16 protein-coding genes and 2 pseudogenes are annotated in these 19233 nt (G+C 58.6%); 11 read left to right on the plus strand and 7 right to left on the minus strand.

The window, feature by feature from the left end:
• Nucleotides 1–14: 14 nt before the first annotated feature.
• The 3 genes from AB8B31_RS04520 to AB8B31_RS04530 all read right to left on the minus strand — a co-directional run bounded on the left by AB8B31_RS04520 (nucleotide 15) and on the right by AB8B31_RS04530 (nucleotide 1286).
• Nucleotides 15–431, minus strand: coding sequence for a GFA family protein (locus AB8B31_RS04520; protein ID WP_018241101.1), 417 nt, complete (start codon nucleotides 429–431; stop codon nucleotides 15–17).
• Nucleotides 432–495: 64 nt separating this feature from the next.
• A complete protein-coding gene (locus tag AB8B31_RS04525) occupies nucleotides 496–960 on the minus strand; it encodes an SRPBCC family protein (protein WP_018241102.1) in 465 nt (154 codons plus the stop codon).
• A complete protein-coding gene (locus AB8B31_RS04530) occupies nucleotides 957–1286 on the minus strand; it encodes an ArsR/SmtB family transcription factor (RefSeq protein WP_018241103.1) in 330 nt (109 codons plus the stop codon). Before AB8B31_RS04530 ends, AB8B31_RS04525 begins: the two co-directional genes overlap by 4 nt.
• 289 nt (nucleotides 1287–1575) lie before the next feature.
• Here AB8B31_RS04530 and AB8B31_RS04535 point away from each other — a divergent pair, with 289 nt between their 5' ends.
• Nucleotides 1576–2037, plus strand: a complete 462-nt coding sequence (locus AB8B31_RS04535; RefSeq protein WP_018241104.1) for a hypothetical protein — start codon at nucleotides 1576–1578, stop codon at nucleotides 2035–2037.
• Nucleotides 2038–2378: 341 nt separating this feature from the next.
• Here AB8B31_RS04535 and AB8B31_RS04540 read toward each other — a convergent pair whose 3' ends face one another.
• A complete protein-coding gene (locus AB8B31_RS04540; protein WP_018241106.1) occupies nucleotides 2379–3224 on the minus strand; it encodes a dienelactone hydrolase family protein in 846 nt (281 codons plus the stop codon).
• Between the two features lie 777 nt (nucleotides 3225–4001).
• Here AB8B31_RS04540 and AB8B31_RS04545 point away from each other — a divergent pair.
• The 6 genes and pseudogenes from AB8B31_RS04545 to AB8B31_RS04570 all read left to right on the plus strand — a co-directional run bounded on the left by AB8B31_RS04545 (nucleotide 4002) and on the right by AB8B31_RS04570 (nucleotide 14946).
• Nucleotides 4002–4215, plus strand: a pseudogene (locus tag AB8B31_RS04545) (spike base protein, RCAP_Rcc01079 family).
• A 21-nt stretch (nucleotides 4216–4236) separates the two neighbouring features.
• Nucleotides 4237–4710, plus strand: coding sequence for a hypothetical protein (locus AB8B31_RS04550; RefSeq protein ID WP_018241107.1), 474 nt, complete (start codon nucleotides 4237–4239; stop codon nucleotides 4708–4710).
• A pseudogene (locus AB8B31_RS04555) lies at nucleotides 4676–5479 on the plus strand (terminase); the annotation flags it as partial. The gene AB8B31_RS04550 and the pseudogene AB8B31_RS04555, both read left to right, overlap by 35 nt.
• An 816-nt stretch (nucleotides 5480–6295) precedes the next feature.
• Nucleotides 6296–8443, plus strand: coding sequence for a type I secretion system permease/ATPase (locus AB8B31_RS04560; RefSeq protein WP_018241109.1), 2148 nt, complete (start codon nucleotides 6296–6298; stop codon nucleotides 8441–8443).
• Nucleotides 8440–9897, plus strand: coding sequence for an HlyD family type I secretion periplasmic adaptor subunit (locus AB8B31_RS04565; protein WP_018241110.1), 1458 nt, complete (start codon nucleotides 8440–8442; stop codon nucleotides 9895–9897). Before AB8B31_RS04560 ends, AB8B31_RS04565 begins: the two co-directional genes overlap by 4 nt.
• 120 nt (nucleotides 9898–10017) lie before the next feature.
• On the plus strand, nucleotides 10018–14946 hold the full coding sequence (locus AB8B31_RS04570; protein WP_439007358.1) for a M10 family metallopeptidase C-terminal domain-containing protein: 4929 nt from the start codon (nucleotides 10018–10020) through the stop codon (nucleotides 14944–14946).
• Between the two features lie 95 nt (nucleotides 14947–15041).
• On the opposite strand, the gene AB8B31_RS04575 is transcribed toward AB8B31_RS04570, so the two are convergent.
• Nucleotides 15042–15503, minus strand: a complete 462-nt coding sequence (locus tag AB8B31_RS04575; RefSeq protein ID WP_018241112.1) for a methyltransferase domain-containing protein — start codon at nucleotides 15501–15503, stop codon at nucleotides 15042–15044.
• Between the two features lie 287 nt (nucleotides 15504–15790).
• On the opposite strand from AB8B31_RS04575, the gene AB8B31_RS04580 reads away from it, so the two are divergent.
• The 4 genes from AB8B31_RS04580 to AB8B31_RS04595 all read left to right on the plus strand — a co-directional run bounded on the left by AB8B31_RS04580 (nucleotide 15791) and on the right by AB8B31_RS04595 (nucleotide 18264).
• The gene (locus AB8B31_RS04580) at nucleotides 15791–16138 is read left to right on the plus strand and encodes a hypothetical protein (RefSeq protein WP_018241113.1); all 348 of its coding nucleotides are present in this window, start codon (nucleotides 15791–15793) and stop codon (nucleotides 16136–16138) included.
• A gap of 40 nt (nucleotides 16139–16178) precedes the next feature.
• A complete protein-coding gene (locus tag AB8B31_RS04585; RefSeq protein ID WP_245268218.1) occupies nucleotides 16179–17360 on the plus strand; it encodes a hypothetical protein in 1182 nt (393 codons plus the stop codon).
• 16 nt (nucleotides 17361–17376) lie between these two features.
• The gene (locus AB8B31_RS04590; RefSeq protein WP_018241115.1) at nucleotides 17377–17805 is read left to right on the plus strand and encodes a hypothetical protein; all 429 of its coding nucleotides are present in this window, start codon (nucleotides 17377–17379) and stop codon (nucleotides 17803–17805) included.
• A 273-nt stretch (nucleotides 17806–18078) separates the two neighbouring features.
• Complete coding sequence (locus AB8B31_RS04595; protein ID WP_018241117.1) at nucleotides 18079–18264, plus strand: hypothetical protein; 186 nt, start codon at nucleotides 18079–18081, stop codon at nucleotides 18262–18264.
• A gap of 60 nt (nucleotides 18265–18324) precedes the next feature.
• Here the strand turns inward: AB8B31_RS04595 and AB8B31_RS04600 are convergent, their stop codons facing one another.
• The gene (locus tag AB8B31_RS04600) at nucleotides 18325–18624 is read right to left on the minus strand and encodes a hypothetical protein (RefSeq protein WP_018241118.1); all 300 of its coding nucleotides are present in this window, start codon (nucleotides 18622–18624) and stop codon (nucleotides 18325–18327) included.
• A gap of 244 nt (nucleotides 18625–18868) precedes the next feature.
• Nucleotides 18869–19069, minus strand: a complete 201-nt coding sequence (locus AB8B31_RS04605; protein ID WP_018241119.1) for a hypothetical protein — start codon at nucleotides 19067–19069, stop codon at nucleotides 18869–18871.
• Between the last annotated feature and the right edge of the window lie 164 nt (nucleotides 19070–19233).

Raw genomic sequence — 19233 nt, forward strand, 5'->3', positions numbered from 1 at the left:
CCGCTGCCCCAGCTTTACATCGGCGGCATCGTCTCGAATTTCGGCACCGCCGGATCGACCCGGTCCCAGGCGAGGCCGCGCAGCGTGTAGGTCGCCATCTGCGGCTGGTATCGGGTGGGATCGTCGAGGCTGGCGGCGTGAATGGTGAAGAGATCGGGCATGGCAGAGAAGGTCAGATAGACCGGCGCGCCGCAGCTGGGGCAGAAGCCGCGCGTCTTGACGTTGCCGCTGTCGGCGACCATGTCCCAATGCGTCGCCTGGCCGTCGAGCTTCACCGCCTGCCGGCTCGGGAAGGTCAGGTAGGATCCGTGCCCGGTGCCGCTGGTCGCCTGGCAATCGCGGCACTGGCAGTCGTTCATCGCAATCGGCTCGGCCGAGATTTCATAGTGGATCGCACCGCAGGCGCATCCGCCGGTGTAAGGCTTGCTCATATCTCTCTCCTGATGAAGCGCTGCCGAATAAAACGCTGCGTCGGCAAGCGCGATGTCGGTCGCCTCAGTCCGTCTCGTCGACGATGGCGCCGATGTTCTTCACGACCTTCTTCCAGCCTTCGCCCATCTTCTGGAAAGCAGTTTCATTCCTCGGCAGGACGAAGCCGGAATGGATGAGGCGAAGCCGCGTGCCGGCTTCGACCTCGGACAGGATGAAGGTGACCACGGTGTTGAGCGGGGAGCCGTAGCCGGCATTTCCCTCATGCCCGCCTCTCCAGGCATAGGAGAGACGCTCGTTCGGCTTCACTTCCAGCACCTGGCAGTAAATGGTGCCGTCCCAGGCGCCGGCCGGTGTCGTCTGGTAGGTGAAGCGTTTGCCTTCCACGGGCTCGAAGCCCGCCGGCATCATCAGCCAGCGGCCCATCAGATTGGCCGTGGTCAGCGTTTTCCAGATCGTCTCCGGCCGATGCGGGAAGACCTCGTCGACCACGATCTCTTGCGTGTCGGGCTTCAATGCGGCGTCGCTCATGGATCGATTTCCTTCAGCAATGTTCTGAGATTGGCAAAGCGGTCGCGCCAGAAGACGCCGTAATGGCTCATCCAGTCGACAAGCGGCTCCAGGCCTTCCGGCTCGGCGCGGTAATAGACCTTCCGCCCTTCGGGGCGCTCGGCGACGAGGCCCGCCTGTTTCAGCGCCTTGAGGTGCTGCGAAATCGCGCCCTGCGTCACGCTGCTTGCCCGCGTCAGTTCGACGACGGTGATCTCATCGGCGTTGACGATCTGCTCAAACACGGCCCGCCGTGTGGGATCGGCAAGGGCGCGCATGACGGCGGTGATGGAGGCGGCTTCGATCATGAGGAAATCAATAGCCTATGCTAATTGATGAGTCAAGGCTAATTTGTTTTGGTGGGGAGTTCGCCTCTTGCTCTGTCTTCCTCGGGCTTGACCCGAGGATCTACGTCGGCCTCCATCAGCCACGGCATGGATCCCAGGCTCGAGGCCTGGGATGACGGAGGGTGGGGGCGCGTTTCCGCCAAACTTGCCGCCGGCGCAGCGGATGGCGCGTCGAGTGGCCGGGGATAGCGGAGTTGAGTTGCGGACAACCATTTGCTGATGCAGAGTGCTGTCGAAATGGAAAGCCAAAGTGACCAAGAAAAACCGTAGCAACCCGCGCTCGGGGAAACACACCGCCGACGCTCCAGCGGCCAAACCGTTCACGCGCAGCGCACTCTCATCGGATCTGACGTGGTTGCCGGATATAATTGCTGTTGGAGAGCCACCGGTTACCGCTGAAGCCTATGTAGAGGCTTATCTCGCAGATCCCGGCGAATGGTATTGGTCGACGATTTTACTGCATGATTCGAGAGAGAGCGTCTTGAAGCGCGTTCTCGCCATTGTCGAGCAAGCCAGATTACCCGATCACAAAAAAGCGCTCGGTCAAATGGGCGCCGGCCCGCTCGAAGACATGATGTCGGATGAATTGCTGGATCATTTGCAGCATTGGCTGCCGTTCACGCCTGCCATGCGGTATGCGCTCGGTCAGGTTCGAATGTCTAGCGAACCTCCTGTCTTGCAACAGCGACTGAAGGCGATGCTCTCGCGGTAGTGCCTCTGCGGCCGGTCGGCATGGATTCCAGGCTCAAGGCCTGGAATGACGGAGAATGCGGGATCTCCCGCAGATCTAAGCCAAGTCACTACCCGATCCCGCAATACTCGAATCGTTCGGCTCTACGGAGTTTCCACTCGGTTCGGGGAGCCACGATTTTCGGTCGGATAATGATGGTGACATGCCGACCCAAATCGCGAGGCCGATCAGTAGCGCGCCGCTCAAGACGCCGATGACAGAGTAGATCCAGATCATCCGCTCGCTCCTCTTGCGAGCATCCACCATAACACCGGGCATCGTGTTTCAACAGTATCGGCGCTCATGCGGACAATGCTCGGGCTTTAGTTCGAGAGGTACGTTTGAAGGAATGTTCGAACGCTGCGGATGGATTTTCCTGCGGCGTCCGGATTGTATTTTTCGATGTGACCAAACACCCGCCGTCCCACCTTAAACTCCGGAGCATCAAAATCGTGGTAAGTGCCCTTGTAGACATTGAGCTCGATGGGCGGGCCATTGTCACTCAGACGGGCAAGCCTCTTCTGGCATCGGTCAGCCGGGCTCCAATTGTCTCGTTCGCCGCTCAAAATCAGGGTCGGCACCGTCGCGTCACCCTGACTTGCCGCGCAGAGCGGATAGTAGGCAACCGCTGCCTTGAATTTGTGGTCCATGAGCTGTTCGTTGCCTTCGATTTTTGTTCCTTCCAGCGTCGCCGTGCCGCCGGTTGAAAAGCCCATCAAGGCAACGCGCCGCGCATCGACAAAGCTTTGTTTCGATAAAAAATTCAAAGCCCCATAGGCGTCGAAGAGGCGATCGGGGAGAGAACCCTGGCACGTGTCCTTGATGTTGCGGGTAGTGAAGCTATCGACGACCAACACGACGTAACCCCACGAAACCAGCCGTTTCGGCCAAAGGTCTTTGACGCTCAACCGCATGCCCTCGCATCCATGCAGGAGGACGACCGCCGGGAAGGGGCCATCACCCTCCGGGCGGGACAAATATCCCAGCAGGGGTGTGCCTTGCGGTTGAGAAATAATTTCTCCCTGTTCTCTAGCCTTGCTTATTCGAAACGGGCTGAGCTTGACTGGCGCGCTTTCGAAGTGAACCAGCTCGTCGGCATCAGCCGGGTTTCCAGCGAGCGTGACGCTGAGAAAAGCGACGAGGCACAGAAAAAGTCTCGTGGTTTTCACTGAACTTCTCCGCTATTGGATCAACAGCCTGCTCATTGTACGCTGGACCTGAAGGCTCGCAAAGCGGGTGAGGGTTTTGCCGCCGATTGGGTCGGGCAGATTATCTGCGCGCTGCGGTCAGAAGCGCTTGATCACCCCCTGGCAGGTCGTTTATGACTACCGTAAATCCAGGCTGCGAGATTTGAATCTAGAGGGGATGTCGGCCACGTCGGCACCGCCCGCCGACCAACGGTGACATGCCGAACCAGATCGCGAGACCGGCCAAGACCACGCTGATCGAGCCATAATATTCGTCAGCATCACTGATGCCATCACCTCGGATTTGCCACAGAGCCTACCCCTTGCTCCGTCATCCTCGGCCTTGAGCCGAGGACCCATGTTGGCCTCTACCAGCAGCGGGCATAGATCCTCGGCTCGAGGCCGAGGATGACGGAGGTCGGGGAGCGCGTTTTGCCAAATCCGTCGTCGGTGCGGGGTAGAGTAATCTGGCGCCTACTTGATCGAGCAGGCTTGGTTTCGAACTGGTGCGAGCCACAATCAGCCCTTGATCACCTCCCGGCAAATCAGTTAAGACTACCGCAAATCCAAGCTGCGAAATTTGAATCCCGATGGGATGTCGACGACCAAGTCGGCGCCGCCCTCCGACCGGTGTGTCTGTCACCGGCCAGCTTCCTCAGAATTGATCCCCCATCCTTTTCTGCCTGACCTCTCATCTTCGATCACATCGGGATCGAGCCGTGTCGGCATGGACACCCGCCTCTTCCAAGGAGAACTGCAATGGACCCTTCGATTGCTCCGGCCTCCCGGGCAGCGGCGGTAACGCCGAACGATACCGCCATCGTCGGAGCCCGCGCGCTTTACATCGGCACGGCCGGTGATGTTGCCATTGCGCCGCGTCGCGAGCGTGCCGGCTGGAACGATCCTGCCTGTTCATGCCGCCATCGTGGCGCTGACCGGGACCACCGCATCCAACATCATTGCGCTGTTCTGAGCCTTCCAGAAGCCGCGCCCCATGGGAAGACCAACCAAGTTCAGCCAGGCGCTGGCCGAGAAGATCTGCGAGCGCATTGCTGACAGGGAAAGCCTGCGGTCGATCTGCCGGGATGAGGATATGCCGGCGAAGTCGACCGTGCTGTCCTGGCTCGCCGACGACGATAAGGCGGCCTTTCGGGCGCGGTACGCGCTGGCCCGCGAGATCCTGGCCGACGGCTTTGTCGACGAGATGGTCGAGATTGCCGACGATCGCAGCAATGACTGGATTGAAAAGAAGAATGCGAGCGGTGAGACCACCGGCTGGCAGGAGAATGGCGAGGCCATCCGGCGTTCGCAGCTCCGCATCGCCACCCGCCAAAGGGTCGCCGAGAAGCTGAAGCCGAAGAAATACGGTTCCAAGGTCGAGTTCGACCAGGGCGTCGTAACCGGCGAGGTTTCGCAGTTGCTGGAAGACATCAATGGCAAGACGCGCGGACTTCCAAACGGCAGTTGACCAGTTTTCCGACTGGCGCTGGCGTCTGAACAACCTCTATTGGATCACCGACAAATCAGGCAAACGCGTCAGGTTCGAATTGAACTGGACGCAGATGACGTTTTTCGAGCAGATGCATTACCTCAATGTGCTGCTGAAAGCCCGCCAGCTGGGTCTGACGACCTTCATTCAGATCTTCATGCTCGATGCCTGCGTCTTCAACCGGGATATCCGCGCCGGCACCATCGCCCATACGCTCGGCGACGTGCAGACGATCTTCCGGGACAAGATCAAATATCCCTATGACAATCTGCCGGATGATATCCGCACCGCCGTGCCTGTCGTCAGAGCCAACCAGACCGAACTGCTGCTTGCCCACAATTCGAGCATCCGGGTCGGAACCTCGTTGCTGCGGTCGGGAACGCTGCAATATCTGCATATCTCCGAATATGGAAAGCTTTGCGCGAAATATCCCGACAAGGCGCGGGAAGTCCGTACCGGTGCTTTGAATACGGTGCAGGCCGGCCAGCTGGTCTTCGTTGAAAGCACGGCGGAAGGCCAGGAGGGGCATTTTTATACGCTCTGCGACGATGCCCAGGTCAAGCAGCGCCAGGCGGCGAAACTGACGGAACTCGATTTCAAGTTCCATTTCTTTCCCTGGTGGAAGGAGCCGCAATATGGGATCGCGCCCGAAGGCGTCATCATCACCGATGCTTTCGCAAAGTATTTCTGCAACCTGTCCGATCAGGGCATCACGCTGACGGACGGGCAGAAAGCCTGGTACGTCAAGTAGGCCGAAACCCAGCTCGGCGACATGAAGCGCGAATACATTCGTGGCTGGCGCGACTGGCAATGCAAGAGGCTTTGGGGATGATGGTCTAGACGCGGGATAAAGAAACCGTGATTTCGTTGAAGTCTTCAGGTGCCGGAAACCGGGCATAGCGTTGACGCCTCTCCAACGAAGCGAGTGTAGATTTTCAGAAGTTCTGCCATCCTTGATCTGAAATTCCAACTGTCTCGACAGTTAAAACTTCAGCTTCGCCACGCCTCCTCGATGAGGTTGAGGCATGGGATATCGCAAAAGCCAAGATGTGCGGCTCGGTAGAATACAGCGGCGTTTTCGTGAAAGGCATTCCGGTGCCTGCCGCCTTGCACTGAACCCTACGGATGATGGTTCGGACGGGGTGGCCGGGTACAAGCGGACATTGTCCATTGCGACCTGTGGTCAGTTTGAGCTCCAGCACGTAGATCGAGGAAGCGCGTTGCTAGGACCGTTCACAATACATGATGCGCTGACACGTCGGTCGGAAACGCGGAGATGAAGATCATGTTGTTCCATTGGCCGTGAGGAGTTTTGCACAACGACCGCTCACCAGATAGGGGCGCCATATTCGTTCTTTGTTTGCAAGGTGCCGGCGAAGTGCAGATATGCTACCGACGGTGCGCTGTTGCTTCTTCGCCACAACCGGCTCGAAATCTGGCGAGCTCGAATATCCCCCCGTGGCGCAGTATTTCCGAGTGAGTTACATCATCAGCAAGCAGCCGCAGCAGGCGGTTGGGCCGGTGGAGCGCGGTAATCTGTAGCTTAAGGGGAATAGTTCCGCGCATGGATGGCAGCCTTTCGCAGCATCTGGACTCCGGTCTTCGTGCGCTCTGCGGCATCGCTGCATTCTATCGCATTGCTGCCGACCCGGTTCAGCTGCAGCACGACCTGGCGTTGAAGGGGCGCACGTCCCGGGCCATCGACATTCAACGAGCAGCCAAGATCATCGGGCTTAGGGCGCGTGTCGTGGAGAAGGTCACGGAGCAACGTCTTCGAGCCATGCCCGTCCCCGCTATTGTTCAAGCGCGCAGCGGCTCCTTTCAGGTGCTCGGCGGGTTGAACCCATCTGGGAAGTACAGACTCGTCGATCCGATAACGCGCGTTGATCGTGAAATCGCTCCTGCGGATATACTAGCCGAAATCGACGCACGCGTTATTCTTGTGGGGCGGCGCATAAGAGGCGAAGGGTCCGACCCGCGAGAATTCGGCTTCAAGTGGTTTCTGCCATCGATCTGGCGTTATCGAAAGCCGCTTGCCCATGTATTGCTTGCCTCGTTGTTTGTGCAGATCTTCGCGCTCATTACACCTTTGTTCTTCCAGGTCGTGGTCGACAAGGTCCTGACGCACAAAGCCTATTCGACCCTGTTCGTGCTTGTTGCCGGCATCGCGATCATTGGTCTCTTCGATGTCATGCTTCAATATCTGAGGGCCTATGCGTTGGCTCACACGACGAACCGGATCGATGTCGAGCTCGGCCAACGATTGTTCCATCATCTCCTGCGGCTGCCGCTGGAGTATTTCGAGACGCGATCCGCCGGCCAGACGGTCGCCCGCGTTCGAGAACTTGAAACGATCCGCGCATTTCTGACTGGGCAGGGGCTGTTTTCGGCGCTCGACGTCATTTTCACTTTTGTCTTCATCGCGGTTCTTTTCGCCTATTCCTGGAGCTTGACCCTGATTGTCGTTGCGGCGATCCCGGTCTACCTCCTGATCGGAATCGTGGTTCGACCGCCGTTGCGCGAATTCGTCAAAGAGAAGTTCAATCGGGGAGCGGCAAACCAGCAGTTCCTGGTCGAAGCGATCGTCGGTGTCCACACGGTTAAATCCGCCGCGGTGGAGCCGGTGATGCAGGCGCAGTGGGAGGAAAAGCTCGCAGCTTACGTGCGAACAGCCTTCGATACGACACTGCTTAGCGCTGGCGGACAAAATGCCATTCAATATGTGAGCAAGCTTTCGACGGCGGCCCTTCTTCTTTTCGGTGCGAGGGCCGTGATGAACGGGGAGCTTTCCGTTGGTTCGCTTGTTGCCTTCAACATGATCGCAGGGCAGGTCACCCAGCCGGTTTTGAGGTTGTCCCAACTCTGGCAGGATTTCCAACAGGTGCAGATCTCGGTCGATCGGCTCGGCGACATTCTGAACACGCCGATGGAGCGTCAGCCAATCGCCCGTTTGTCGTTGCCTGCCCCAAGGGGGAACATTGAACTTCGAAATGTCACCTTCCGCTATCGGCCCGGCTCTCCGGAAGTCTTGAAAAACGTATCGCTGGAAATCAAACCCGGAGAGATCATCGGTGTCGTCGGCGCATCGGGCTCCGGAAAGTCCACGCTTGCCAAGCTGGTGCAGCGTCTCTACGTCCCCGAAGAGGGTCAGGTCCTGCTGGATGGCATGGATCTATCACAACTCGACCCCGCCTGGCTTCGAAGCCACATCGGAGTCGTTCTCCAAGAGAACCTGCTCTTCAATCGCACGATCCACGACAATATCGCTTTCTCAAACCCGGCGATGCACCGCGCTCAGGTTATTGCGGTTGCCAAGCTCGCCGGGGCGGATGAATTCATTTTGCGGTTGCCGCAAGGCTACGACACGATGATCGAAGAACGTGGCGCGAACCTGTCCGGCGGCCAGCGTCAGAGGATCGCCATTGCCCGTGCGCTTGCTACCGCCCCGCCGATCTTGATTTTCGATGAGGCGACCAGCGCCCTCGACTATGAGAGCGAACGCGTCGTACAGACCAATATGCGCCAGATCGCCGCCGGCCGAACGGTTATCATCATTGCGCACCGGCTCGCAGCTGTGCGGCCATGCAATCGGATCATCGGTATGGCAGACGGACGCATAGCGGAAATTGGCAGCCATGACGATCTGCTTAAGCGCCCGGACGGGCTCTATGCGCGGCTTTGGGCCTTGCAGAATGACAGAGGCGCCGCATGAAAGGTGGACCTGTCCAAGCTGTTCGATATGCCGGTCTTCCGCCGCGCCCGGCCAAGCGATCCGATCATGAGTTTCTGGCACCGGCGATCGAAATCCTGGAGACCCCACCCTCGCCGGTGCGCCTGGCACTGATCTTGATCATTTGCGCCTTCGTCACAACGGCATTGATCTGGTCCTATATCGGTCACATCGACATCATCGCAGCCGCACAGGGCAAGATTCAGCCGGCAGGCCGCGTTAAGGTTGTTCAGCCGCTGTTGACGGGTAAGGTGAAGGCGCTGCCGCCATCAAATGGCACACAGGTCAAGACCGGTGATATCCTGCTCGAACTTGATCCGACGGATGCTATTGCCGATGAGACGGATGCGGCAAAAGGCCTGGCGTCTGTGAACGCCGAGGTCCGGCGCCGAAAATCTGCGGTAAACTATGTTCGTTCTCAGGAGAGCGACCAGCTGCCGCCAACGATCTCATGGGATGCCGACACGGCCGATGAATTGCGTCGTCGTGAAGAAGGCATCCTGCGGGGCGACCTCGAACAATACCAGGCCGCAGTTGCGTCGCTTGATGCTCAGAAGCACCAGAAGGAAGTGGAGCGCGATCGTCTGACGGTGACGGTTGCGGCTCAGAACTCGCTGGTTGAAACGCTGAAAGAGCGTGTGGCGATGCGCAATATGCTGGCTTCGAAGGAAGCCGGCACCATGGCAAGCGTCATCGATGCGACGCAAACATTGAAGGAGCAGGCGACGCAACTGGCTATGCAGGAAGGTCAGCTCGCTGATGCCGCCGCCGGAATTGAGGTCCTTGCGAGGGAGAAGGACAAGCTAAAACGAGCATTCCTGGGCGATCAGCTCGAGCGGCTGGGTAATGCGGAACGTCGGGTCGAAGAGCTGGAGCAGCGGCTGGCGAAAACCAGAAATGTTCGCGAGCAGATGACCTTGCGCAGTCCAATAGACGGCACGGTGCAAGCATCCTCGATTACCAGTGTGGGTCAAGTGGTGACCGTCGGCGAGGACGTGATGCGTGTCGTACCTGAGGGAAGCACACTGGAGCTCGAAGCTTACGTTTTGAACAAGGACATCGGCTTCATCAAGGTCGGCCAGGATGCTGTCGTCAAGCTCGAAGCCTTTCCCTTTACACGCTACGGAACCATCCCGGCCCGCGTTATCAAAATTGCGGCCGATGCGATTCCGGAACCCGATGCCGCGCGTCGTGAAGGCGACCCTGCGGCACGACAGTCGGAGACAACGTTCGGCGGCGCCGAAAGGATGCAGAACCTCGTTTTTCCGGTGACATTGAGTTTGGAGGCAGATCAAATTCTAGCAGATGGCCGTAACGTCCAGTTAAGTGCGGGCCTGGCAGCAGTTGCGGAGGTTCGAACGGGCGAGCGCAGGATCCTGGAATATGTCTTCTCGCCTTTGATCGAGGTCGCGGAGGAAGCCCTTCATGAGCGTTAGTTACCTAGGTCAAAACCCTACTGAAGCGAGATAAGACTTGTAGTTGAAGTTTCACCCTCATGCGGAGCAGAGGGAACCGGCATTTGGCACGGCAGAGTGGATTAGGCAAACGGGGATTTTATGACGAAGCTTATTACTTCGACGAAGAACGTCAGCTTGACTGGGGATCAGAAAGTTGACGGGCTGTTCAGTGGCACAGCCTGGGACGGAACGATAACCTATGCGTTTCCCACCTTCTCGACATCGTATTCCTATGCCGGCGAGAAAGATTGGGGTTTCTCTGCGATTTCCTCGCAGCAGCAGTCTTTTGCCTTGTTCTTCATGGAGCAATCCTACGGAAATACGGCAAATGACGGTTTCTCCGTTGAGGGATTTACGAACGCCAACTTTCAGGCCGCTAGTGCGGAGACCGCATCGGTGCGGTTCGCTCAGTCATGGATGCCCCCGACGGCATGGGCCTATTATCCAGACACTCCCGAGGCAGGCGGCGATGTCTGGTTCGGGACGTCATATGCCGGCACTGAAGATGATCTTCGCTTTCCGGAGTTCGGCAACTATGCCGGCCATACCTTGGCGCATGAACTGGGCCATGCTCTCGGGCTGAAACATGCTCATGAAGGGGATGCTTCCAATACGACAGTTGTTCCGAGCGCATATGACTCGCTCGAATACACGATCATGACCTACCACACATATGTCGGAGACGATTTGAGTGGGATCAAGTATGAGCATGACGGTGCGCCACAAACTTTCATGATGCTCGACATCGCCGCCCTGCAGGAAATGTATGGTGCGGACTACACGACCAACAGTGGCAATACCGTTTACAAGTGGAATCCGAACCAAGGCATCACCTATGTCAACGGGGTTGCGGCCATCACGCCCGATGCCAACCGCATCTTCGCGACAATCTGGGACGGCGGCGGTATCGATACCTATGATTTGAGCGCTTATAGCACCGCCCTCACGATCGATTTGCGAGCAGGGGGGTACTCGGTCTTTTCCCAGGGCCAGTTGGCCGATCTGGCGGGGGGGCCGAATAATGGTTACGCCCGCGGCAACATTTTCAACGCGCTTCTTTATAACGACAACGTTGCCTCCTTGATCGAGAATGTTCAGGCCGGCTCCGGCGACGATACGATTGTCGGCAACGAAGCGAACAATATGCTTTGGGGAAATGCCGGAAATGATTCGCTGTCCGGTGGTACTGGCGTCGACACATTGATCGGCGGCACTGGCAACGACACCTATTTCGTCGACAATGCCGCCGACGTCGTCACCGAAAACGCCAGGGAGGGGACCGACACGGTTCGCGCCACGGCAAGCTACACGCTTGGTGCCAATGTCGAAAACCTAACCTTTATCGGCACCGGGGCCTTCAGCGGTGTCGGAAACGGGCTCGACAACACGATCACGGGGGGCGCCGCCACCGATACGCTCTTAGGCGGCGCCGGCAACGATACGCTGGACGGTGGCGCCGGCGCCGACACGCTGCTCGGCGGTGCGGGGGACGATACCTACATCGTCGACAATGCCGGCGACAGCGTCACCGAGAACGCCAGCGAGGGGACCGACACGGTTCGCACGAACTTGGCGAGCTATACGCTTGGCGCCAATGTCGAGAACCTAACCTATAACGGAACTGCGGCCTTTGCCGGAACGGGCAACTCGCTGGACAACCTTATCATCGGTGGCGCTGCCAGCGATATGCTTTCTGGCGGCGCCGGCAATGACACGTTGAATGGTAGCGCCGGCGCCGATACGCTGATCGGCGGGGCGGGGGACGACATCTATGCCGTCGACAATGCCGGCGACAGCGTCACCGAGAGCGCCAGCGAGGGGACCGACACGGTTCGCACGAACCTGGCGAGCTATACGCTTGGCGCCAATGTCGAGAACCTCACGTATAATGGAACGGCGGCCTTTGCCGGCACCGGCAATGCATCCGCCAACACGATCAGGGGTGGGGCAGGTGCCGACACCCTGGACGGAAAGGCCGGAGCCGACACACTGATCGGTGGAGCAGGCAACGACACCTATATTGTCGATGACGTTGCCGACGTGGTCACCGAAGGGCTGAATGAAGGAACCGATCTGATCAGGACGGTGCTTTCTTCCTATGTCTTGACCAATATTGCCAATGTCGAAAACCTGACCTTCATCGGCACCGGCGATTTTATCGGGACAGGAAACAGCCTCGCCAACACGATCACCGGCGGCGCCGGCAACGACACGCTGGACGGCGGCACCGGCGCCGACTTACTGATCGGCGGTGCCGGCAACGACATCTATGTGGTCGACAATGCGAGCGATGTGATCAACGAGGCGGCCGGTGCAGGCAGCGATGAAATCCGCACGGCGCTTTCAAGCTATACGCTCGGCAACAATGTCGAGACCCTGACCTACACGGGATCCGCCAGCTTCACCGGCATCGGCAATGCGCTTGATAACACGATCACCGGCGGCGCCGGCAATGACACGCTGAATGGTAGCGCCGGCGCCGATACTTTGATCGGCGGGGCGGGGGACGACATCTATGCCGTCGACAATGCCGGCGACAGCGTCACCGAGAGCGCCAGCGAGGGGACCGACACGGTCCGCACGAACCTGGCGAGCTATACGCTTGGCGCCAATGTCGAGAACCTCACGTATAATGGAACGGCGGCCTTTGCCGGCACCGGCAATGCATCCGCCAACACGATCAGGGGTGGGGCAGGTGCCGACACCCTGGACGGAAAGGCCGGAGCCGACACACTGATCGGTGGAGCAGGCAACGACACCTATATTGTCGATGACGTTGCCGACGTGGTCACCGAAGGGCTGAATGAAGGAACCGATCTGATCAGGACGGTGCTTTCTTCCTATGTCTTGACCAATATTGCCAATGTCGAAAACCTGACCTTCATCGGCACCGGCGATTTTATCGGGACAGGAAACAGCCTCGCCAACACGATCACCGGCGGCGCCGGCAACGACACGCTGGACGGCGGCACCGGCGCCGACTTACTGATCGGCGGTGCCGGCAACGACATCTATGTGGTCGACAATGCGAGCGATGTGATCAACGAGGCGGCCGGTGCAGGCAGCGATGAAATCCGCACGGCGCTTTCAAGCTATACGCTCGGCAACAATGTCGAGACCCTGACCTACACGGGATCCGCCAGCTTCACCGGCATCGGCAATGCGCTTGATAACACGATCACCGGCGGCACCGGCAATGACACGCTGAATGGTAGCGCCGGCGCCGATACTTTGATCGGCGGGGCGGGGGACGACATCTATGCCGTCGACAATGCCGGCGACAGCGTCACCGAGAGCGCCAGCGAGGGGACCGACACGGTCCGCACGAACTTGGCGAGCTATACGCTTGGCGCCAATGTCGAGAACCTAACCTATAACGGAACGGCGGCCTTTGCCGGAACGGGCAACTCGCTGGACAACCTTATCATCGGTGGCGCTGCCAGCGATATGCTTTCTGGCGGCGCCGGCAATGACACGTTGAATGGTAGCGCCGGCGCCGATACGCTGATCGGCGGGGCGGGGGACGACATCTATGCCGTCGACAATGCCGGCGACAGCGTCACCGAGAGCGCCAGCGAGGGGACCGACACGGTTCGCACGAACCTGGCGAGCTATACGCTTGGCGCCAATGTCGAGAACCTCACGTATAATGGAACGGCGGCCTTTGCCGGCACCGGCAATGCATCCGCCAACACGATCAGGGGTGGGGCAGGTGCCGACACCCTGGACGGAAAGGCCGGAGCCGACACACTGATCGGTGGAGCAGGCAACGACACCTATATTGTCGATGACGTTGCCGACGTGGTCACCGAAGGGCTGAATGAAGGAACCGATCTGATCAGGACGGTGCTTTCTTCCTATGTCTTGACCAATATTGCCAATGTCGAAAACCTGACCTTCATCGGCACCGGCGATTTTATCGGGACAGGAAACAGCCTCGCCAACACGATCACCGGCGGCGCCGGCAACGACACGCTGGACGGCGGCACCGGCGCCGACTTACTGATCGGCGGTGCCGGCAACGACATCTATGTGGTCGACAATGCGAGCGATGTGATCAACGAGGCGGCCGGTGCAGGCAGCGATGAAATCCGCACGGCGCTTTCAAGCTATACGCTCGGCAACAATGTCGAGACCCTGACCTACACGGGATCCGCCAGCTTCACCGGCATCGGCAATGCGCTTGATAACACGATCACCGGCGGCACCGGCAATGACACGCTGAATGGTAGCGCCGGCGCCGATACTTTGATCGGCGGGGCGGGGGACGACATCTATGCCGTCGACAATGCCGGCGACAGCGTCACCGAGAGCGCCAGCGAGGGGACCGACACGGTCCGCACGAACTTGGCGAGCTATACGCTTGGCGCCAATGTCGAGAACCTAACCTATAACGGAACTGCGGCCTTTGCCGGAACGGGCAACTCGCTGGACAACCTTATCATCGGTGGCGCTGCCAGCGATATGCTTTCTGGCGGCGCCGGCAATGACACGTTGAATGGTAGCGCCGGCGCCGATACGCTGATCGGCGGGGCGGGGGACGACATCTATGCCGTCGACAATGCCGGCGACAGCGTCACCGAGAACGCCAGCGAGGGGACCGACACGGTCCGCACGAACCTGGCGAGCTATACGCTTGGCGCCAATGTCGAGAACCTCACGTATAACGGAACGGCGGCCTTTACCGGAACGGGAAACTCGCTTGACAACCTTATCACCGGCGGTAACGGGGGCAACACGCTTACCGGTGGTGCCGGCGACGATATTCTCATCGGGGGGGCGGCGGCAGACTTTTTCATCTATTCGCCGAACTGGGGCCACGATACGATCACGAATTTCGTGGCGACCGGCACAGCGCATGACACGATCAGGATCGATCACAGCGTTTTTGCCGATTGGGCGTCGCTTCTTGCCGCATCGAGCCAGTCTGGCAATGATACGATCATAACGGCCGATGCTGACAACACCATAACACTTCAGAGTATCCTCGTATCGAGCCTTCAGTCAGAGGACTTCCAGTTTGTGTGATCTTGCTCGAACTTCCCCGGCAGAAAAACCTGCCGGGGGGTGGGCACCTACCTCGGTCCGCATTCCCCGACTGGGCCGGGCCGAGAAAGGAGAGCTTAAGCTTCCAGCCCCTGCTGTACATCCACCTCGCAAAGCCAGATTAACGTCTGGCCATTAGTAGTGGTCCGATCCTCGACGATGGGGAAGCCTGCTTTTGTCAACTCGGAAGAAAATGCGCCCTTGGACAACACGGTTGTCCAGTTCAACTTGGCCATCTCGTCTGCGCTCATCCCAACTCGATTTGAGACATGGCTGACGACCAAGAAACTGCAGTGGTCCCGAAGATGGCGCAACACAGATTGTAGGTCGGCGATGTACTCGAGTACTCCTAGAAGAGCGATAACGTCATATCGATCCTCCAGTTTGTCCTTCCTCAGGTCAAAAGGCGTTATTCCCTTCCTCTGTGGGTGTAGGTCAAACCCGCGATAAGTGAACCCAGCCCTTTTGGAGGCGACCAACGGGCCCAATTTGCCGTCGCCGCATCCAATGTCTGCTAAAATCGCCCCGGGGGCGCCCACTCAGCGACGCCGCTTTCGCTATCAAATCGGCGGAAATGTTCGCCCTGTCCATCCAGGAGTTGGCAGTTTGTCCGCCGCAGTTGAACGCGTCGGTGCCCTGCGGCAGGCTAGCCGGTCTGCGAAAAGATCGAATTAGTCTTTTGAACAAGTTCCAACTTTCTTGTGGATCAACTACGGGCGATAAGGCGGCCTGCTTGCTATATCGTGACCCGCCATCTTCGCCGCTATCACGCAGGAGCGAGCAAATCAATCTTAGTTCCACCGTGGCCCCAAACTCAAGGAAACATATGAGTAAGCTCGGCATTGCGTTAACCGCTCTCAACGGCCTGTTTTTCGCAGGATCCCTTGGTCTCTCGCCTATCGCTCCTCCTGCATTTGCTCAATTCCTGGCGACATCATTCAACATCAGCCAGAGGAACGATGTCTCCTTCGCTTCGATCGCCGTCGCTCGCCCGAACGAACCGGGAAAGAATATGGCGTTCGACATCGTGCCAGGGGAGGGCGCTATATCAAACTCTGATAGCGGCTATGCCTGGCAGGACATATCCAATATTGACCCTATCAGGCACCCCGGCTCGCCCAACTTTTGCGCCCGATCTGGCATGAAGGACGGCTGGGCCGAATTCGGATCGTAGAACTACGATGGGGGCCGGCGTCCGTAATGTTCGGATCATCATGGGAAATACAGTCGGCGCCGAATTGTCGATCGATCCAAGCAACAATGATCCAGTTCTCACGATTAAGGGTCGGATCAAGGCGCGCGGCTACGATATCGTACCCACCGATCTGACGTCAATTCGGGCGCTGGCCCTGGCGAACGGGGCGAGCACGCCAGCCCGCGATACGTTCTATAATACGGTCGGCAATGAGAGCAACTCGCAGCCTCTTGCCTATGGCCCTGCAATGGTTCTGGCCAAGGGGTGGGACGGCCGGCCCGTTCCGATGGTCCTGTCCGATAGCCTCATCGAGCGCCAGGAGATTGCCGCCACGGCCGATGCCAGACGCAACATGGGCATGTGGCTTCGCTGGCTTGATGTGCGAGATCCGGTATGGGGCAGTATCATACCCCTCGTCATGGGCGTCCCGGGATCGAAGTCGGTGCAGGAACTGGCGACGTCGGCAACCAAGCGCTGGGCCATGATCGATGCGATCCGTGACACATACAACGGCGGCAAGAATATCTGGACGTTCGTTCTCGACCAGTCCGGCCGCAACGATAACAGTGCCACGTCAAGCACATGGTCGAACGCCAAGCTCGGCTTGGTCGACCGCGTCAAGACGCGCTATGGGGCGGGCATCCATGTCGTCGGCGTCACCATAATTCCGACCATGACCGCTTCGTCGGACAGCGGCCGGACGGTCGCGGGCTATACCGTTCCTGCCTTATGGACAACCACCTTGGCGACGGTGAACAACACCATCAAGGCAAGTTCTCGTTACGCCAAGGTCATCGATCAGCTGCTTGCCTTCACGGCGGACACTGATCCGACGAAGTCGTCGGCCGCTGAAATGTTTCCGCTCGGAAACGTCGTCGGGCATCCTGGAAATCAGGACGGCGTGACGACGTGGGACACGATCAAGCTGCCGGCTTCAGTGCCGGACGGCACCCGCATCATGTTCGAATATCAGCCTGGTCAATGGACGTCGAGAAACACCTATGGCCGCATCGACAACGGCGACGGGACGGCCGACTATAAGGTGCAGGAGATATTCGCCACCAACGTCCAGGACAATGCCGCGCTGCTGGCTCAAGGCATGAACCTCGATACCACGTCTTATGTCCATCCGACGCTGCATGGGATCTTGCGATTTGTCGGCCGCTTGCCGCAATCCGAAAAGCTGAAATTTTACCCCTAGTCGAGCGCTGAGAGAGATGACATCCAATGACGATATTTTCCGCGCTCTCGGGCGTGCCGAGGGAAGGCTGACAGGCATCGAGGACAACGTCGCGCTTCTGCGCAAGGAGGTCAGCGACGAAAAGGCCAATGCCCACAATAGCCGCGCCGTGATCCACCAGCGGCTCGACGAACAGGCCAGGCAGATCGCCCATCTCGATACCAGGGTGGCGATCAGCGGCGGTGCGGATGCGCAGATCCGCGAGGAAATCAAAAGCCTCAAGGAGACCGTCGAGAAGAACAAGGAGGCGGTCGGGCCGGCACTTGAAGAGTGGAAACTGATGAAATCGATCGGCTATGGGATATCGGGGCTTATCGCGTTTGCCGGCCTGACGATTGGCGGGATGATTGCCTATGCCAGCGACGGCGCGGTGGCGGCGCTTCGGCATTGGTTGAAGATCAATTGATGGGTGGTGCCGCTCATTCCTCGGCCGGTCTTGAGTGTGGCGTGCGCAGATGCATTTCGTGCTCTACAGATAGCCTACTATTCCGGTGGCGATGGCGCTGTTTCGTTTTATGAAAATGAACCCGTTGATGATCCCTTTACGCGCCGCCTTGGCGCCTGGCAGACCGATACTCATGCTCGCCCCAAAACCGAAGCAAACCAGACTCCTAAATTTTAGGCATCGCTAACGAACAAAACGACCGCCTGCTGGTTTTCCTCTCAGGAGGAAACGGTCATGAAAACCATGAGCAATCGCCAAGTTCGCATTCCCGGCCCGCGAGAGCACGATGTTGCGGAACATTGCCGCAAGTTTGGGATCGGCCCGGCCGAGGAGAAGAAGCTGAAGAAACTTCTCGGCTCTCGGGCGCCACTCCATGAAATCCAGGCCAATGCTCCGCCGCGGCAGCCGAGGTGGCGTTAGATGGCGAGGGTCGCGGAAGACGTCGCAGGTGATCAATACACGCCACATTACGGCAATGATTCAAAGATTGAGCGGAACAGAGCAGCGCCGTGAACGCTCGCGAAAGAGGTGCTTTTGCCGGGTTTTGACATGATCGATCTTGTTTAAGACGTGGGCCGAATCTCCGGCTTGCTCCACTTGGACCTGCTGAAAGCCCTGCTCCGGCGGGGTTTTTCGTTGGCGTTCACTGAGCCTGTCGGTTTTCGCCCGGCGGGAGCTTATCGGTGTGACGGTCGCAACGCGCCCGGGCAGGTTGTCGATGATCCCCGGCGGAATTTCCGGGATCGTGGCGTCGTATCTCTGCCAGGGAACTTCCGACAATATCAGGGGTTTTGCCGGCGGATCGCGCGGCAGGTCTCGTCTCCTGTACCTACTGCTACCCCTGCAGTTGCTGCGCGGTCCACTCATGAAGTATGATGATAAGGCGCCGGGCTGTCGTCAGCGGGCAAAGTCATTTGTCGTTTGTCGACGTTGGAAGTTCACACGCTCGAAGACGCATCGATCCGCGTCGGCGCCAGCATCTGCGATGGATCAAGAAGGCACAGCTGCGCGCCAGGAAAGCCTGTCAACGCTGCAGTTGCCGCGAGAGCATGAGAATGTAATCGTCGGCGATATCGGCAACCACCATGGCGGCTTCCGCGGCCGTGTATCCCTTGCCGATGGCGTCGCTGACGATTTTCATCACTGCCGGTTCAAGCGCTTCCCGGCAGTCGGACAGACTTTCGTCATGCGGGCATTTTGGACGAAATTCCAAGACGTTGTTCATGGCATACCCTCCATTCGATCTAGCTCGGGGCCTCTGAAGGCAAGCCAGCCTCTCCAAGGAAAGGCGGGGCCACGGTTCCGGCGAGCTGCTTCAGGAACCAGAAGTGTTGTCGTTGAAGCTACGATGGCATAGGGGCGGATGTATTCAAGCGCATGCTGATATTA

The sequence above is a fragment of the Rhizobium sp. 62_C5_N11_2 genome (assembly GCF_051811185.1).
Classification (GTDB): Bacteria; Pseudomonadota; Alphaproteobacteria; order Rhizobiales; family Rhizobiaceae; genus Rhizobium; species Rhizobium leguminosarum.

Coding starts and splice junctions, on each gene's coding strand:
- AB8B31_RS04525 (WP_018241102.1), bottom strand. CDS start 960: ATGAGCGACGCCGCATTGAAGCCCGACACGCAAGAGATCGTGGTCGAC.
- AB8B31_RS04520 (WP_018241101.1), bottom strand. CDS start 431: ATGAGCAAGCCTTACACCGGCGGATGCGCCTGCGGTGCGATCCACTAT.
- AB8B31_RS04580 (WP_018241113.1), top strand. CDS start 15,791: ATGAGTAAGCTCGGCATTGCGTTAACCGCTCTCAACGGCCTGTTTTTC.
- AB8B31_RS04560 (WP_018241109.1), top strand. CDS start 6,296: ATGGATGGCAGCCTTTCGCAGCATCTGGACTCCGGTCTTCGTGCGCTC.
- AB8B31_RS04550 (WP_018241107.1), top strand. CDS start 4,237: ATGGGAAGACCAACCAAGTTCAGCCAGGCGCTGGCCGAGAAGATCTGC.
- AB8B31_RS04565 (WP_018241110.1), top strand. CDS start 8,440: ATGAAAGGTGGACCTGTCCAAGCTGTTCGATATGCCGGTCTTCCGCCG.
- AB8B31_RS04530 (WP_018241103.1), bottom strand. CDS start 1,286: ATGATCGAAGCCGCCTCCATCACCGCCGTCATGCGCGCCCTTGCCGAT.
- AB8B31_RS04595 (WP_018241117.1), top strand. CDS start 18,079: ATGAAAACCATGAGCAATCGCCAAGTTCGCATTCCCGGCCCGCGAGAG.
- AB8B31_RS04570 (WP_439007358.1), top strand. CDS start 10,018: ATGACGAAGCTTATTACTTCGACGAAGAACGTCAGCTTGACTGGGGAT.
- AB8B31_RS04590 (WP_018241115.1), top strand. CDS start 17,377: ATGACATCCAATGACGATATTTTCCGCGCTCTCGGGCGTGCCGAGGGA.
- AB8B31_RS04605 (WP_018241119.1), bottom strand. CDS start 19,069: ATGAACAACGTCTTGGAATTTCGTCCAAAATGCCCGCATGACGAAAGT.
- AB8B31_RS04585 (WP_245268218.1), top strand. CDS start 16,179: ATGGGAAATACAGTCGGCGCCGAATTGTCGATCGATCCAAGCAACAAT.